General features: G+C 65.7%; 12 protein-coding genes and 1 tRNA gene. All 13 read right to left on the reverse strand.

Annotated features, from left to right (window positions below):
- Window positions 1–19: 19 nt before the first annotated feature.
- The 13 genes from epsE to AC56LU_RS15715 all read right to left on the reverse strand — a co-directional run bounded on the left by epsE (window position 20) and on the right by AC56LU_RS15715 (window position 15,640).
- Window positions 20–808: a polysaccharide export protein EpsE gene (epsE, locus tag AC56LU_RS15655; protein WP_497176539.1), complete on the reverse strand. Its 789-nt coding sequence runs from the start codon at window positions 806–808 to the stop codon at window positions 20–22.
- Between the two features lie 45 nt (window positions 809–853).
- On the reverse strand, window positions 854–1,939 hold the full coding sequence (locus AC56LU_RS15660; RefSeq protein ID WP_497176540.1) for an EpsD family peptidyl-prolyl cis-trans isomerase: 1,086 nt from the start codon (window positions 1,937–1,939) through the stop codon (window positions 854–856).
- Window positions 1,940–2,108: 169 nt separating this feature from the next.
- Window positions 2,109–3,146 carry a GDP-L-fucose synthase gene (gene fcl / locus AC56LU_RS15665; protein ID WP_497176541.1) on the reverse strand — a complete coding sequence of 346 codons (1,038 nt, stop codon included), beginning with the start codon at window positions 3,144–3,146 and terminating at the stop codon, window positions 2,109–2,111.
- On the reverse strand, window positions 3,147–4,262 hold the full coding sequence (gmd, locus tag AC56LU_RS15670) for a GDP-mannose 4,6-dehydratase (RefSeq protein ID WP_497176542.1): 1,116 nt from the start codon (window positions 4,260–4,262) through the stop codon (window positions 3,147–3,149).
- A gap of 277 nt (window positions 4,263–4,539) precedes the next feature.
- Complete coding sequence (locus AC56LU_RS15675) at window positions 4,540–5,922, reverse strand: undecaprenyl-phosphate glucose phosphotransferase (RefSeq protein ID WP_497176543.1); 1,383 nt, start codon at window positions 5,920–5,922, stop codon at window positions 4,540–4,542.
- Between the two features lie 26 nt (window positions 5,923–5,948).
- Window positions 5,949–7,184, reverse strand: coding sequence for an XrtB/PEP-CTERM-associated polysaccharide biosynthesis outer membrane protein EpsL (gene epsL / locus AC56LU_RS15680; protein ID WP_497176544.1), 1,236 nt, complete (start codon window positions 7,182–7,184; stop codon window positions 5,949–5,951).
- A 55-nt stretch (window positions 7,185–7,239) separates the two neighbouring features.
- Window positions 7,240–7,980 (reverse strand): CAAX prenyl protease-related protein, encoded by a 741-nt coding sequence (locus AC56LU_RS15685; protein WP_497176545.1) that lies wholly within the window; start codon window positions 7,978–7,980, stop codon window positions 7,240–7,242.
- A 54-nt stretch (window positions 7,981–8,034) separates the two neighbouring features.
- Window positions 8,035–9,960: an ATP-binding cassette domain-containing protein gene (locus AC56LU_RS15690; protein ID WP_497176546.1), complete on the reverse strand. Its 1,926-nt coding sequence runs from the start codon at window positions 9,958–9,960 to the stop codon at window positions 8,035–8,037.
- Between the two features lie 123 nt (window positions 9,961–10,083).
- Entirely contained in the window at window positions 10,084–12,480 is a 2,397-nt protein-coding gene (locus AC56LU_RS15695; RefSeq protein WP_497176547.1) for a hybrid sensor histidine kinase/response regulator, read from the reverse strand.
- A 78-nt stretch (window positions 12,481–12,558) separates the two neighbouring features.
- A tRNA-Arg gene (locus AC56LU_RS15700) sits at window positions 12,559–12,633 on the reverse strand.
- 94 nt (window positions 12,634–12,727) lie between these two features.
- Window positions 12,728–13,234, reverse strand: a complete 507-nt coding sequence (locus AC56LU_RS15705) for a MarR family winged helix-turn-helix transcriptional regulator (protein ID WP_497176548.1) — start codon at window positions 13,232–13,234, stop codon at window positions 12,728–12,730.
- Between the two features lie 7 nt (window positions 13,235–13,241).
- Window positions 13,242–14,873: an AMP-binding protein gene (locus tag AC56LU_RS15710; RefSeq protein WP_497176549.1), complete on the reverse strand. Its 1,632-nt coding sequence runs from the start codon at window positions 14,871–14,873 to the stop codon at window positions 13,242–13,244.
- An 80-nt stretch (window positions 14,874–14,953) separates the two neighbouring features.
- Window positions 14,954–15,640: a response regulator gene (locus AC56LU_RS15715; protein ID WP_497176550.1), complete on the reverse strand. Its 687-nt coding sequence runs from the start codon at window positions 15,638–15,640 to the stop codon at window positions 14,954–14,956.
- Window positions 15,641–15,669: the final 29 nt, after the last annotated feature.

Consider the following 15,669-nt stretch of genomic DNA (forward strand, 5'->3'; position numbering starts at 1 on the left):
TACGTACAAGCCGAGACCGTTAGAACCACGACTCCTTGACGGTAATGACATCGTCCACTTGGACCGGATCGTGCGCCTTGACCTCAATCGTCACCGGATTGCCGCTGGCGTCCTTACGGGTCACTTTCATGCCCTTATTGCTGCCACGCATGTTCAGGCCGCCGCCGGCCGACACGGCCTGCTGCACGGTCATGCCGCGTTCGAGGCGGAACGGACCCGGGCGTTGCACTTCGCCGGTCACGTAGGCACGGGGGGCGCGCTCGACATAGATGATGTCGCCGCCGGCCACTTCATAATCCTTGTTCAGCTCGCCATTGCGGACCATCGCGACCACGTCGATGGTCTCGCGCGTGGTGTTGCCGTCGCGGGTGCGCACCAGGTTGATGATGTCGCCGCCCTCGCCATGGATGCCGCCCGCCATCGCCAGCAGGTCGAGCACCTTGCGGCGCCCCTCCACGGCATAGCGGCCCGGACGGTTCACATAGCCCAGCACCGACACCTGCTGGCTGGCCAGCGTGGTGACCAGCATGTTGACCTGGGCTTTCTTGAGATAGCCGCCCTTCTCCAGCAGGTCGCCGATCTTCTTCTCGGCCGCGGCCACCGACAGGCCGCCCACTGCAACCTGCCCCAGCAGCGGGAAGGTGATGTTGCCGCTGTCGCTGACCCGGGTCTCGAGCGAGAGATCGGGACTGCCGTAGACGGACAGCTTGACCACGTCGCCGGCTCCCAGCACGGTTTCGGCGGCGCCGGCGACGCCCATGGTCAGCACGAGCGCGGCGGCCATCATCCACTTGACGAATCGTTTCATGATTTCTCCTTCAATTCCTGTTATTGGTTAGCGTCGATGAGGCGATCACTTCAGGCCGGCAACGCCGCGTTCGAGCGCGGACTTGTCGGTGGCGGCGCCGGTCTCGGCAGGCGGCGCCACCGAGGCGGCGCCGGCAGGCGCGCCGGCCGCGCCACCTGCCACCGCGGCCGGGTCGGCTGCAACCGCGGCCGCGCCGGCAGGCGCGCCCGAGGCCGGCGCAGCTGCCGGGGCGTTCGGATTAGGCGTGGCGACGCCCGGCTCGTATTCCTTATTCAGGTAAGCAATCTTGGCAGTGCCGCGCAGGCGCTGGATCTCGGCGGCGGCCAGCTCCTTGTTCTTCTTGTTCATCAGGTACTGGCCGATCTGCGGACCGGCGATGGCCAGGGTGACCGGCGCGTCGCGCACTTCGGCAATCGAGATCAGCATCGCGCGGTCGCCTTCCTTGACCGCGAACAGCTGCCCCTTCGGCATCGACAGCAGCTTGCTCGACAGCTCCGGCTTCAGGTCGGCGGTGCTGCGGGTGACCTGGGCGCGGCCGTACTTGATATTGCGGGCGTCGAGGAACACGGCCACTTCTTCCAGCGACTTGGCGCTGTCGGCGGCGGCGCGCACTTCCGGGGTCAGGTCGTTGGCCGCGATGATCAGTTCGTTCATGGCGAACTGCTTGCGGTTCGAGAAGAACTGCGGATTCTTGTTGAAATAGTCTTCCACTTCGGCCGGCGTCGGGCGCACCGGCTCGCCGATGCGCTTCTGCATGTAGGCCTGGGCGATGATCAGCGAGCGCGCACGCTCGATGGCCTGCATCACCTTCGGATCACGGTCGAGTTTTTCCTTGGCAGCCTCGCTTTCCAGCAACTCACGGTCGATCAGGGCCTGCAGCACCTGCTTGCCGGCCACCTGCTGCTGCTGCGCCCCGACACCCAGGCGTTGCAGTTCTTCGTTCAGCTGCAGCACGGTAATTTCTTCGCCGTTGACGCTGGCCAGGGCCTGGCCCGGCTTCGACTCCTTGGGTGCTTCATCCTTGCTGCAGCCGGCCAGGGTTGCCGCGCACAGCACCAGCGCCGCTGCGGACAGCAGGCGCCTCGGGGTTGGAAAGGAGGTTTGGTTGGCTGCCAAATGGAAGGTTTTCAAGATGATTTCCTCGACGTTGGTTAGCGGGCGAGCCCGCCGCGTGTTCCTTTTGTTATTCGTGATCTGCCCCGGATTGCGAAGCAAATTCAGGACTCATCCATTCTGGGTTCCGCACGATTCGCCCTCTGTTCGTCAATTAACAAACTGACACCGTGACTTGTCCTGCGGTTCATGCAACCGCCCGCGGCGCGCTTCCAGGCGGGCGTCCCAGCAATTCCGGCGGCACGTCCTGCGGGCCGGCCTCTTCCGCTTCCTGCTGGGCGACGAAAGCTTCGTAGGCGCGGCGCAGGCCATCCTGCAGCGGCGTGCTGGCGCGCCAGCCGAGCGCGGCGAGCTTGGACACGTCGAGCAGCTTGCGCGGCGTGCCGTCAGGCTTGCCGGCATCGAACACGATGCGGCCGCGGTAGCCGACGGTCTCGCCCACCAGCCGCGCCAGGTCGGCGATCGTGACGTCCTGGCCGGTGCCGACGTTGATGTGCGAATGCATCGGATCGGTATTCGCCGCGTACACATCGAGCGGCAGGTTCATCACGTACACGCTGGCGGCCGCCATGTCGTCCACGTACAGGAATTCACGCATCGGCTTGCCGCTGCCCCAGATCACCACTTCCGGCGCATCGTTCTCGCGCGCTTCGTGGAAGCGGCGCAGCAGGGCCGGGATCACGTGGCTGTTTTCCGGGTGATAGTTGTCGCCTGGGCCGTACAGGTTGGTCGGCATCACGCTGCGGTAGTCGGTGCCGTACTGGCGGTTGTAGCTCTCGCACAGCTTGATGCCGGCGATCTTGGCCATCGCATACGGTTCGTTGGTCGGCTCGAGGATGCCGTTCATCAGGTATTCCTCGCGGATCGGCTGCGCCGCCAGGCGCGGATAGATGCAGGAGGAGCCGAGGAACAGGAGCTTGTTCACGCCGGCGCGCCAGGCTTCGTGCACCACGTTGGCCTGCACCATCATGTTGTCGTAGATGAACTCGGCCGGGTAGGTGTTGTTGGCGTGGATGCCGCCCACCCTGGCGGCGGCCAGGTAGACCTGGTCGATCGCCTCGAGGCGGAAGAACTCGCGCACCTGGGCCTGGTCGGTGAGTTCGAGTTCGGCATGGGTACGGGTAACGATGTTGGTGTAGCCCTGGGCGCGCAGGACACGCACGATGGCGGAACCGACCAGGCCACGATGGCCGGCGACATAGATACGAGGCTGATTATTCAACATTTACTCCAGTGAAAGTGCGACGTTGTAGCCATGCGATGCGAGCAGCTTGTGGCGGCGCGCCGTGTCGAGGTCATGCGCCACCATCTCCTGCACCATCGCTTCGAAACTGGTTGTCGGTTCCCAGCCGAGGCGCTCGCGCGCACGGCCCGGGTCGCCCAGCAGGGTCTCGACCTCGGTCGGACGGAAATATTGCGGATCGATCGCCACGATCGGCTGGCCCACCACGACGCCGGGCGCATGCTCGCCGCTTACGGCGGCCACCAGGCCGCGCTCCTCGACGCCCTGCCCCTGCCATGCGATCTCGATACCGAGCTCGCGTGCGGCGACCTCGACGAACTGGCGCACCGAGTACTGGCGCCCGGTCGCGATCACGAAGTCTTCCGGCTTGTCCTGCTGCAGCATCAGCCACTGCATGTGGACGTAGTCGCGGGCATGGCCCCAGTCGCGCAAGGCATCGAGGTTGCCGAGGAAAAGCTGGGGCTCGAGGCCCTGGGCGATGTTTGCAAGTGCGCGCGTGATCTTGCGCGTGACAAAGGTCTCGCCACGGCGCGGGGACTCGTGGTTGAACAGGATACCGTTGCAGGCGTACATGCCGTAGGCCTCGCGGTAGTTCACGGTGATCCAGTAGGCATACAGCTTGGCCACCGCGTACGGACTGCGCGGATAGAACGGCGTGGTCTCGCGCTGCGGGGTTTCCTGCACCAGGCCGTACAGCTCGGACGTCGAGGCCTGGTAAAAACGGGTCTTCTTTTCCAGCCCCAGCAGGCGGATCGCCTCCAGCAGGCGCAGGGTGCCGATGCCGTCGACGTCGGCGGTGTATTCGGGCGACTCGAAGGACACCGCGACATGGCTCATGGCGCCCAGGTTATAGACTTCGTCGGGCTGCACCTGCTGCAGGATGCGGGTCAGGTTGGAAGTGTCGCTGAGGTCGCCGTAGTGGAGGAAGAGGCGCGGATTGTCGGCGTGCGGGTCCTGGTAGATGTGGTCGATGCGCCCGGTATTGAACAGCGAGGCGCGGCGCTTGATGCCGTGGACCTCATAGCCCTTCTCGAGCAGCAGCTCTGCCAGGTAAGAGCCATCCTGGCCGGTCACGCCGGTAATCAGTGCTTTCTTCATATTGTTTTCCTTGCGGAACCAGAACATCGCCGGTCCCGACAGTTGCAAACTCATCAACGATTCTACGCAGCTCGTGTGGTCATGCAAGCAATAAACCAACCGTGCGCATGACTTTTAAGTCGACCTTAAGCGAAAAATTTCCAACTTGTATTTAAAGTGTTTTCGCTGGTAAATAACTGCATGTTGCGAGCAGTTAATGTCATTTTGCATGCGCCGGATACACCATCATGCTGCTGTTCGATGCCGGACGCAATGCCGGGTTCAATGCTTCTGCGGGCTAGTGCGCGTTCTCGCGCGTCAACACCACCTTGACCGTCTTCACGATGATCCAAAGATCCAGCCACAGCGACCAGTTGCGCAGGTAATCGAGGTCGTGCTGGATGCGCGCTTCCATCTTGTCGAGCGTCGAGGTTTCGCCGCGCAGGCCGTTGACCTGGGCCCAACCGGTGATCCCCGGGCGCACCTTGTGGCGCAGCATGTAGCCCTTGATCAGCTTGCGGTACTGCTCGTTGTGGGCGACCGCATGCGGTCGCGGCCCGACCAGGCTCATGCGTCCTTGCAGCACGTTAATGAATTGCGGCAACTCGTCGAGCGAGGTGCGGCGCAGGAAGCCGCCGATCGGAGTCACGCGCTGGTCGTTCTTTTGCGCCTGCACCACGGTGGCGCCGTCTTCGGTGACCGTCATCGAACGGAACTTGTAGACATAGATCTCTTCACCGTACAGGCCGTAGCGGCGCTGGCGGAAGATTGCCGGCCCCTTCGAAGTAAGCTTGACCGCGATGGCGATCACCAGCATCAGCGGCGCCAGCAGCAACAGGATGAGGCTGCCGATCACGATATCGCTGCCGCGCTTGATCACGCTGTTCCAGCCCATGAACGGGGTTTCGCTGATCGCGATCACCGGCATGCCGCCGACCGTGTCGAAGCGCGCCTGCATCAGGTCGAACACGTAGACGTCGGGCAGGAAATACACCGAGGCCGTGGTGTCCTTCAGTTCGTCGATCAGCTTGCGGATGCGCGGCTGGGCCGAGATCGGCTGGCTGATGAAGATCATCTTGATGTTGTGCTGGCGAACGTAGTGGCAGACATCGGCCATGCCGCCGAGCACCGGATGGCCGACTTCGCTCGGCCTGCGCTCGTCGTTGCGGTCTTCGAAGAAGCCGCACACTTCCATGAACAGGTTGGGGTGGCGTTCGCACACCTTGGCGAACTTGATGCCGACGTCGTTGATGCCGACCACCACGATCGAGCGCACCTCGCGCGAACGGTCGCGGCTGCCGGTGGCCGCGCGCACCGCCAGGTGGCTGACCAGGATGGTGATCGGGGTGGCGATGAACCAGGCCAGCAGCACCCGCTCGTCGTAGAAGTATTTCAGGCCGCTGGCCGAGCCCAGGAAATACAGCACGGCGATGGTCAGGCACCAGCCGAACACCGTGTCGCGCGCGTAGGCCAGCATGCGGCCGCTGCGCCAGGTGCGGTAGGGATCGACGTGCTGGTAGACCGAGGACGAAATGAAGAACGCCAGGATCATCAGCACCAGCGAGTAGCCCGAGAACGGCTCCTGGTAATACAGCGTGGCCAGGTACAGGGTCCCCATGATGATCAGGGGATCGAGCACGCGCTGGAAAAACGAGATGATCGGGATGTCGTTGACCGTCATAAGTTACTTCGCAAGCCTGCAGTGCTTCAGAACAGCACGTTCGCGTTCACCATCACGGTGTTGGCGTCGAAACCGACCAGGTTCAGCGACCTGGCGCCGCTGCGCTTCTGGTTGATCCAGGCGCTGGAGACCGTCACCTTGCGCCTGACCTGCCAGGTTGCGCGCAGGGTGGCGGTGCGCAGCGAGTCTTCCAGCTCGCTCGGGCCTTCGAGGACGGCGCGCGGGTTATAGGCGCGCTTCTCGTAGGCGACATTGGCGTCGACCTTGATCTTGCCGGTCGCGGCCCAGGTGGCGCCCGCGCTGGCGCCCTTGTTCAGGGTATAGCTGACGATCGTACTCTCGATCGGGGCGAACTCGCGCCAAAGCGAGGCGTTGTAGCTCAGTTTGCCGCGCGGCTTGTAATAGGCGTTCAGCCGCCCGTTGAAGCCGCTGGTCTTGCCGTCGCCGAAGGACGGTTGCTCGCGCCGCACGTAGCCGCCCAGCGCCTGCAGCGTGGTGGTGCCGGTGGCGTACCAGTTGACACGCACCTTCAGTTCGTCCTGGGTGAAGTCGTCGGAGGGCGCCCCGGGGCGCGGACGCCGGACCGGGTAATCGCCCTCGACCCGGCGCGCCACCAGGCCGACCGAACTGCCGCTCTTGGGGGTGTACAGCAACTCCGTCTCGTAGGCTTTTTCGGTGCGGTTGTTGAAGCGTTGGCGCTCCAGCTCGTACTCGTAGCGGTCGCGGTTGACGCCGGCCCGCAGCTTCCAGCTCGGGTGCATCTTCCAGCCGGCGTCGAACCACTCGCGGCGCCGCTCGCGCAGATTGCGCTCGTCGCTGAAGAAGTCGGTATAGGGCGCCAGCGTGCGCTCGTACATGGCGCCGGCCTGCCCTTCGAACTTGTTGCCCAGCTCCCATAGCCAGGTTGCCTGCAGATCCCGTCCGTCGTAGTCGAGCTGCTTGAAGTGGTCGAACTCGACCTTCGAGACCTTGGCCACCAGCGCTACGCGCTGGCGGCTGATGCGCTTGTTGTACACGACCCCGGCCTCGGCCTGGCGCCAGCGGTCGCTGCGCTTGCCGCCAAAGGCCGGGCGGTCCTTGGGCACGCGCAGCAGGTTGTCGTCGTAGCCCCAGCCGATGCCGCCGTACAGCTTCAGGCCTTCTTCCGGCTGCTGCTGTTGTTGGGCGGCGGCCTGGTGGACCGGGAGGATGGACAGTGCACCACAGATCGCTGCCAGGGGCAGCAGCTTGGGGTGCAGCTTGAGTGGGCGAAAATGCATCATGTTGTTCGTCTTCTCTGAAGTCATTGCGCTTGGGTTGAATCTGTTGCGCCCAGGATTACCAGAACGCCCAGCTGCCGGTCGCGACCACCCAGGCGCCGAGCAGGCCATTGGTGACAGCGTGGGCGATCACCGCCGACCACAGGTTGCGGTGACGCATGTAAAGGAGACTGTAGGCGACACCGGCGACGATGCCGGCCAGCCACAGGTTGTGTTCAAAGCCGAACAGGACGACCGATACCAGGAAGCCCTTGATGCCGACCCGCGCCGGGGCCAGGGCTTCGAAGTCGGCGGAATCGACCCAGCGCATCACGAAGGAGCGCCAGAACAGTTCTTCCATGACGGGCACGACCAGGGCGGCGCCGGCGATGCGGATGGCGATCAGCATCCAGTCGAGCTCGCCATTGCTGCGTGGATCGTAGCCGGGGCTCGACCCCACCGTCATCCAGGGCGCGTCGAGATTAATCCAGAGAATGAGCACCAGCACGCCGACCGCGACCGACACCAGCAGCTGCAGCGGACCGGGGAGCGGCGCGCGCAGCTCGTGGTAGCGGCGCCAGGAGACGGCCAGCAACAGCGCGACGGCGCCGATCTGCACCGGGTATAGCCAGCGCAGGTCGGCGCGGGCCATTCCGGCACGCTCGAACATGTCGCCGAGGATGATGAAGAAGATGTAGGCGCCGAAAGGCAGGATCCGCGCCCAGGCGGCGCGGCTGATGAGGGGTGCGTCGACCGATGACGCAGGGCTCGGAGGTGGGGTGGAAGCTTGAGCAAGGCTAGAGTCGTTGTGCTCGGTCATGTCCAGGTCTTGCTCCTTTCCTTCGCAGGCGCCTGGCCTGCCCCGTTCGTTAGGCTACTCGCCCCGCGAGCGGGCTTCGATGCGCTCCCAGCGATCGAGGGCGTCGAGCAGCAGGTCGTCGATCTCGGCGTGGCGCTCGCTCAGGCGCCGCGCATCGCCGGGATTCTGCTTGTAGTAGTCGGGCGAATTCATCTGGGCTGCGATCGCCGACTGCTCATCTTCAAGAGTGGCGATCAGCTGGGGAAGTTCCTCCAGCTCACGCTGTTCCTTGTAGCTCAACTTTACCTTTTTACCAGACCCGCTCTGTGCGGTAGATGACATTTCACCAGCTTTGGCCGAGTCGGAGGCCGGGGCGGCGGCAGGCTTCGGTGCGGCTGCGGGCGTGGTAGCGCGCACGCGCTCCCAGTCGCTGTAGCCGCCGACGTATTCGCGCCACAGGCCATTCCCTTCGGCAACGACCACCTGGGTCACGACGTTGTCGAGGAAGGTGCGGTCGTGGCTGACCAGGAATACCGTGCCCGTGTATTCCTCAAGCAATTCCTCAAGCAGCTCGAGGGTTTCAATGTCGAGGTCATTGGTGGGCTCGTCCAGCACCAGGCAGTTGGCGGGCTTGGCGAACAGGCGCGCCAGCAGCAGGCGGTTGCGCTCGCCGCCGGAGAGCGATTTCACCGGCGAGCGCGCGCGTTCCGGCGCGAACAGGAAGTCGTTCAGGTAAGTCATCACGTGCTTCTTCTGGCCGTTGACCTCGACCCAGTCGCTGCCCGGCGCAATGGTGTCGGCCAGGCTGGCCTCTTCATTGAGCTGGGCGCGCATCTGGTCGAAATAGGCAACGTTCAGCTTTGTGCCGAGCTTGACCGTACCGCTGTCCGCCGTTTCCTCGCCGAGGATTATTTTGAGCAAGGTGGTCTTGCCGGCGCCGTTCGCACCGATCAGGCCGACCTTGTCGCCACGCAGGATGGTGCCGGTGAAGTTGCTGACGATGATTTTCTCACCGTAAGCCTTCGAGATATTTTCCATGTCGGCAACGATTTTGCCCGAGCGTTCGCCCGTGCCGACGTCGAGGCGCACCGTGCCCTGCTGCTCGCGGCGTGCCGAGCGCTGCAGGCGCAGCGCTTCCAGGCGGCGCACCCGGCCTTCGTCACGGGTACGGCGTGCCTGCACGCCCTTGCGGATCCAGACTTCTTCCTGGGCCAGGAACTTGTCGAACTTGGCGTTCTCGACTTCCTCGTTGGCGAGCAGTTCGCGCTTGCGTTCCTGGTAGGTCGAGAAATTGCCCGGGAATGAAAGCAGGCGACCACGGTCGAGCTCGATGATCCGGGTGGCGACGTTGTCGAGGAAGCTGCGGTCGTGGGTGATGAACAGCACCGAGCCGGTATAGGCGCGCAGCAAGCCCTCCAGCCACTTGATGGAGGTGAAGTCGAGGTGGTTGGTCGGCTCGTCCAGCAGCAGCACGTCGGGCGCCGATACCAGCGCCACGGCCAGCGCCACGCGCTTTTGCATCCCGCCCGACAGCGTGCCCATCTTCGCGTCGCGGTTCAGGCCCAGGCGGTCGAGCGTGGTGTCGACCTTGTGCGCCAGGTTCCAGCCGTCGACCGCGTCGAGCTTGAGCTGGAGCTCGTGCATGCGCTCCATCAGCGCCTCGTCGTCGTCGCCGCCGAACTGTCCGGTGAGTGACTCGTACTCGGCCAGCATCGCCTGCTGGGCGCCCATGCCGGCCGCCACCGCGTCGAACACGCTTGATTCCGGATCGAAGACCGGCTCCTGTTCGACATAGGCGATCTTGACGCCCTGCTGCATCACGAGCAGGCCGTCGTCGAGCTTCGAGCGGCCGGAAATCACTTTCAGCAGCGAGGATTTGCCGGTGCCGTTGCGGCCGATCAGGCCGACGCGCTCGCCGGTCTCCAGGGAAAAGTCAGCGTGGTCGAGCAGCGGAACGTGGCCGAAGGCCAGTTGCGCGGAAGAGAGAGAAATGACAGCCATGATCCGATAACCCGCCCGCCACCGAATCATGGCGCGAGCGCAAAATGTTGAAAGAAGTGTCCATTGTACCGACTGGCGACCGTGGCCGCGGTTTCCACGGCCTGGCGCACTGCGGCGTTCTTGTTACCGATCCACCGCCGCCAGCCAGGCGGCGAGCAGGTCGGGCTCGACCGGCTTGACGAAGTGGGCGTCGAATCCGGCCGCATCCGTCTCGCGCTTGTCGTGCGGCTGGCCATAGCCGGTCATGGCTGCCAGCCTGACCCGCTCCAGTCCCGGCAGCCGGCGCAGGCGGCGCGCCAGTTCCTTGCCGTCCATCACAGGCAGTCCAATGTCGAGCAGACATACATGCGGCATCAGTTGACGCGCCCGCTCCAGCCCGGCGGCTGCACCGAACTCCACACTGACTTCGTAGCCGAGCAGCCCCAGGAACATCGCCAGCAGTTCGGCGGCATCGGTATTGTCGTCTACCACCAGCACGCGCAAGCGGTCGGCAGCAGCATGCGGCACATCGTGCTCCGCATGCTCGGGCGCGGCCCGCCCCCCGTCCGGCAGCGGCAGCGTGACCGTGAAGGTGCTGCCGCGCCCTTCTCCGTCGCTCATCGCGCCTACCGTGCCGCCATGCAGCTCCACCAGGCTGCGTACCAGCGCCAGTCCGATGCCCAGCCCGCCCTGGTTGCGGTCGGCGCTGCGCGTCCCCTGATGAAATAACTCGAAGGCATTGGCGACCAGTCCTGGCGCCATGCCGATCCCGTTATCGCGCACCTCGAGCACGGCGCGGTCCTGCTCGATGCGCGCCGCCAGCACGATATGTCCACCCGCCGGCGTATAGCGGGCGGCATTGCCGAGAATATTGGCCAGTACCTGAACCAGGCGTTTGCGGTCGCCATGGATTGCCGCCGCCCCGGTCGCCAGATGCAGCTCGAGGCGGTGTCCCCTGCTGTCGATCAGGGGACGCACCTGTTCCACGGCATCGTCGATCACTTGCGACAAGGGAGCGGATTGCAGGTCCAGCTTGATCAGGCCGCGGGTGACGCGCGAAACATCCATCAGGTCGTCGATCAGGCCTGTCATGTGCGCGGTCTGGCGCGAGATGACGGCGCCGACCTGGCGCACGCGCGCCGGATCCTGCGCGGCCAGCGCCAGCAGCGAGGCGGCGGTGGCGATCGGCGCCAGCGGGTTGCGCAGTTCGTGTGCCAGCATGGCCAGGAATTCGTCCTTGCGGCGGTCCGCCTCCTGCAACATGTCGTGCGCCAGCTTCTGCTCATGGATGTCGGTGCAGGTTCCCATCCACCGGACGATCTCGCCGCTTTCGCTACGTACCGGCAGCGCGCGCCCGAGGACCCAGCGGTACTGGCCCGTGTGGTGGCGCAACCGGTACTCGATCTCGTAGGGTTCGCCGGTACGCAGCGAGTGGCGCCATTTTTCCCAGGCCGCCGGCTGGTCGTCGGGATGGAAGATGGCGTTCCAGCCGTCACCGTCGGTCGACCCCTGCGGCATGCCGGTAAAGGCATACCACTGCTCGTTATAGTAGTCGTGGAAACCGTCCGCGCGAGTCGACCAGACCGCCTGCGGCATGGCGTTGGCAATGACCCGGAAGCGCGCTTCGCTTTCCATGAGTGCGCGTTCGCTGCGCAGCAGCTCCGCCTCGGCTTCCTTCTGGGCGCTCACGTCGAGTGCAATGCCGGGCAGCCATGCGGGCTGTCCGTCCGCGCCGAAGCGCACCTTGCCGCGTGCCTCGACATGGCAGTAGCCGCCGTCGCCGCGCCGCACCCGGTAGTTTTCGCTGAAGGGTTCGCCGGTGACAAGGGCGCGTTCGATGCGCGTGCGCACCCTGGCCGCGTCGTCCGGATGGATCGCCGCCAGGAAGGCCTCGACCGGGCCGCCGTCCGCCTCCCGCTCCGAAATGCCGAACAGCCGCGCCAGGTTGGCATCGGCGTACACCCGGTTCTCGCCGATGTTCCAGTTCCAGATCCCGACCTGCGCCGCCTCCAGTGCGGCTTCGAGCCGCAATCGGGCATCCTGGAGCGCGGCGTCGCTGCGCTTCCATGCATGCATGCCGGTGGTCTCCGCCACGACGCAGGCGAAGCCGCGCACGCGGCCATCGAGCCGCCGCAGCGGCGAGTAGGTGAAGGAAAACCAGGCCTGTTCTTCGGCGCCGTTACGGGTGAGCGTGAACGGTACGTCCACGAAGCTGGCCGGGTGGCCGGACATCGCCTGCGCCACCGCCGGCGCCACCAGCGGATAGGCGTCCGGCCAGACCTCGCTGAAGGACCGGCCCAGCGCCTCGGGATGGCGCCGGCCCAGGATCGTGACGTAGGCATCGTTGTAGAAGAAGGTTTCGCCGCTGCCCCAGACGATGAACATCGGGGTCGCCGAGTCCAGCATCTGCCGCAGCGCATGCTGCAGACACGCTTCCCAGGATGCGGGCGCGCCGCAGGGGGTCTCTTGCCAGGCATGGCGGGCCATCAGCGCTTCGACGGCGCCGGGCGATCCGGCAGCGCCGGGGTCGGTGAGAAACATGGTACAAGCAGGTAGAGAGGGCGCAGGGCCGGGCAGTATAGCCGAGATACGTCTACGGTATTTACTGCAGGTAAAAGATGGTGTCGCCAGCAGGAATCGAACCTGCATCTAAGTCTTAGGAGGACCTTGTACTATCCATTGTACTATGGCGACACAACGCAGACGCGTAGTCGCCTATTGTACCAGCCGGCTTGCCAAAGCAAAACAGTCGCGAACAAGGATGGCGAGCGGCGGCCGCCGCAGCCGGCTAACCGGGACGCGCGCCGCCGAGCCTGAGCCCTTCCTTCATCGAGGCCAGCAGCGCGATCAGGCTGGCCTTGTCCTCGGATGGAATGTCGGCCAGCATCTCGTCGATCCAGCGCTCGTGCACCGCCGCCATCCCGGCGAAGGCGCTGCGCCCGGCCGGGGTCAGGCGCACCGCGGAGGCGCGCCGGTCTTGCGGATCGGGCACCCGCTGCACCAGTCCCTCGCGCTCGAGCTGGTCGGTGATGCCGGTGATGTTGCCGCCGGTGACCATCATGCGCCGGGACAGTTCGCCCATGCGCAGTCCTTCCGGATGGCGCTCGAGCTGGGCCATCAGGTCGAAGCGCGGCAGCGTGATGCCGAACGCCGCGCGCAGGCGGGTGCGGATCTCGTTCTCGATGCGCACGGTACACGACAGCATGCGCAGCCACAGCTTGAGCGACTGGTGGTGATCTTGCGTCAGGCGGCTTGCCAGGTCGAGCTCCTGCCCCGCTTCCTCGAAATCGGACATAGTTACCTTAGACCGCATCCATGCGTAGCTTGAACCGTTGCAGCTTACCGGTTTCGGTGCGCGGCAGCTGTTCGCGAAAGCGCACCACGCGCGGATACTTGTAGGGCGCAATCTGCCCCTTGACGAATTCCTGCAGCGCCAGGGCGGTCGCGCTGCTGGGTTCCACGCCCGCCTTGAGCACGACATGGGCCTCGACCACCTGCCCGCGTTCTTCGTCCGGCAGTCCCACGACGCCGCATTCGGCCACCGCCGGGTGATGCAGCAGCGCTTCCTCGACCTCGGCGCCGGCGATGTTGTAGCCGGCCGAGATGATCATATCGTCCAGCCGCGAGCGGTAATAGAAATAGCCGTCTGCGTCCATCTCGTAGGCGTCGCCGGTGATGTTCCAGCCATCAATCACGTAGTTGCGCTGGCGCGGGTCGTCGAGATAGCGGCAGCCGGTCGGGCCTTTCACGGCCAGCCGCCCGATCACCCCCGGCCCCGCCGGCAAGCCGTGTTCGTCGAGGATGCAGGCCTGGTAGCCCGGCACCGGCTTGCCGGTCGCGCCCGGCCGCACCTCGCTGCCGGCCGCGGAGATGAAGATGTGCAGCATCTCGGTGGCGCCGATCCCGTCGATCATGTCCAGGCCGGTCGCCGCCTTCCAGGCCTCGCGCGTGGCGGTCGGCAGCGCCTCGCCGGCCGAGACGCTGCGGCTCAGGCTGCGCAAGTCGAAGCGAGGTGCGAGCTGGGCCATCTGGCGGTAGAAGGTGGGCGCGGTGAAGCACACCGTGGCGCGGTGTTCCTGAATCGCCCCCAGCAGGCTTTCGGGGCTCAGGCGTTCGATCAGCACGGCGCTGGCCCCCACGCGCAGCGGAAACAGCAGCAGCCCGCCCAGGCCGAAGGTGAAGGCCAGCGGCGGCGTGCCGATGAAGACGTCGTCCATGTGCGAGCGCAGGGTATGGCGCGGGAAGCAGTCGCAGATCGCCAGCAGGTCGCGGTGGAAGTGCATGGTCCCCTTCGGCACGCCGGTGGTGCCGGAAGTAAAGCTGATCAGGCAGACGTCGTCGGCCGCCGTGTCGGGCGCGGTAAAGGGATCGTCATGGGCCGCCATGCGCGCTTCCAGCGAGTCTGCCACGTCGGCGGCGTCGAACAGCAGCACGGGCAGCCCCCCCGGCTCCATTGCATCGACCTCGGCGCGCAGCGAGGCCGCGCACAGCACCGCATCGACGCGCGCGCGGCCGGCGACCGTGCCCAGTTCGCGCGCGCGCAGCAGCGGCATGGTGGGCACCGCGATGCAGCCGGCCTTGATCACCGCCAGGATGCAGGCCGCCATCATCGGGCAGTTGGCGCCGCGCAGCAGCACCCGGCTGCCGGTCACGAGCTTGAGATCCCGATGCAGCACATGGGCGATGCGGTCGACCCGCGCCCGCAATTCGGCATAGCTGAGGCGCTCGCGGCTGCCGACCAGGGCCGTCCGTTCATCCCAGCCGCGCAGCGCGGCGGCGTCGAACAGTTTGGCCACGCTGTTCAGGCGCGCCGGGTAACGCAGCTCGGGCAGGTCGAAACGGAATTCGGGCCATTCTTCATAGGGCGGCAGCTGGGCGCGGGCGAAGCCGTCGGCGTAGCCGGACGGCGCAAGTGCTGCGGAGGCGTCGGTCATGTCGGGTCCTTGTAGGCAACATTGCAGCAATCGCAGCTTACTTTAAATCTAAAGTAATTGTGCGGCAAGTGCTATTGACCTCAGCCTTGCGCACGCCCCTGCTGCCGCCCCACGGCTGCCAGCGCATGGGTCAGCGCCGCCGCCACGGCCGTGGCGTCGTCCTGGGCCGCCGCGGCGCGCAGCTGCGCCGCGCTGTCCGCCAGGCCGAGCGTCGCGCAGCCTTCGGCCAGGCGCTGCAAGCGCAGAGCCCGGTCCGCGGCCGGTGGCGCGGCCGCCAATGCCGGGCCGGCTTCCTCCAGCTGGCGCCGCAGGCCGCCGAGGTAGGCCAGCAGCCGCTCGGGCCCGATGCCGAGGCGCTGCGCCACTGCCGCCGGCGTGTCGCCCTGGGGCGCCAGGCGCGCGAGCTGGGCCCGCACCTGCCCTGCGGCGAACGGTTTCACGATGTAGCCGTCGGCGCCACGGCGCCCGGCCTCGGCCAGGGTCTCGGCATCGGACGCCGCCGACACCAGCACGAAAGGCAGGGTGTTCAAGTGCGCGTCGGCGCGTACCCGCGCCAGCAGGCCCATGCCGTCCAGGTGCGGCATGCGCAGGTCGCAGAACAGGATGCCGGGACGCAGCCCGGCCTCCAGCTGGCGCCATGCGTCCTCGCCGTCTTCGGCCTCCACGATCTCGTATTGTCCGCAGCTGTCGATCAGATGCATCAGCATCATGCGCGCCACCACGTCGTCATCCACCGCCAGCACTTTCATGTCGCCGCGCGCCCCCATTCGACCTGTCGATTCCTCATTATAGGTAA

It is taken from the genome of Telluria sp. PB2R4, assembly GCF_059685695.1.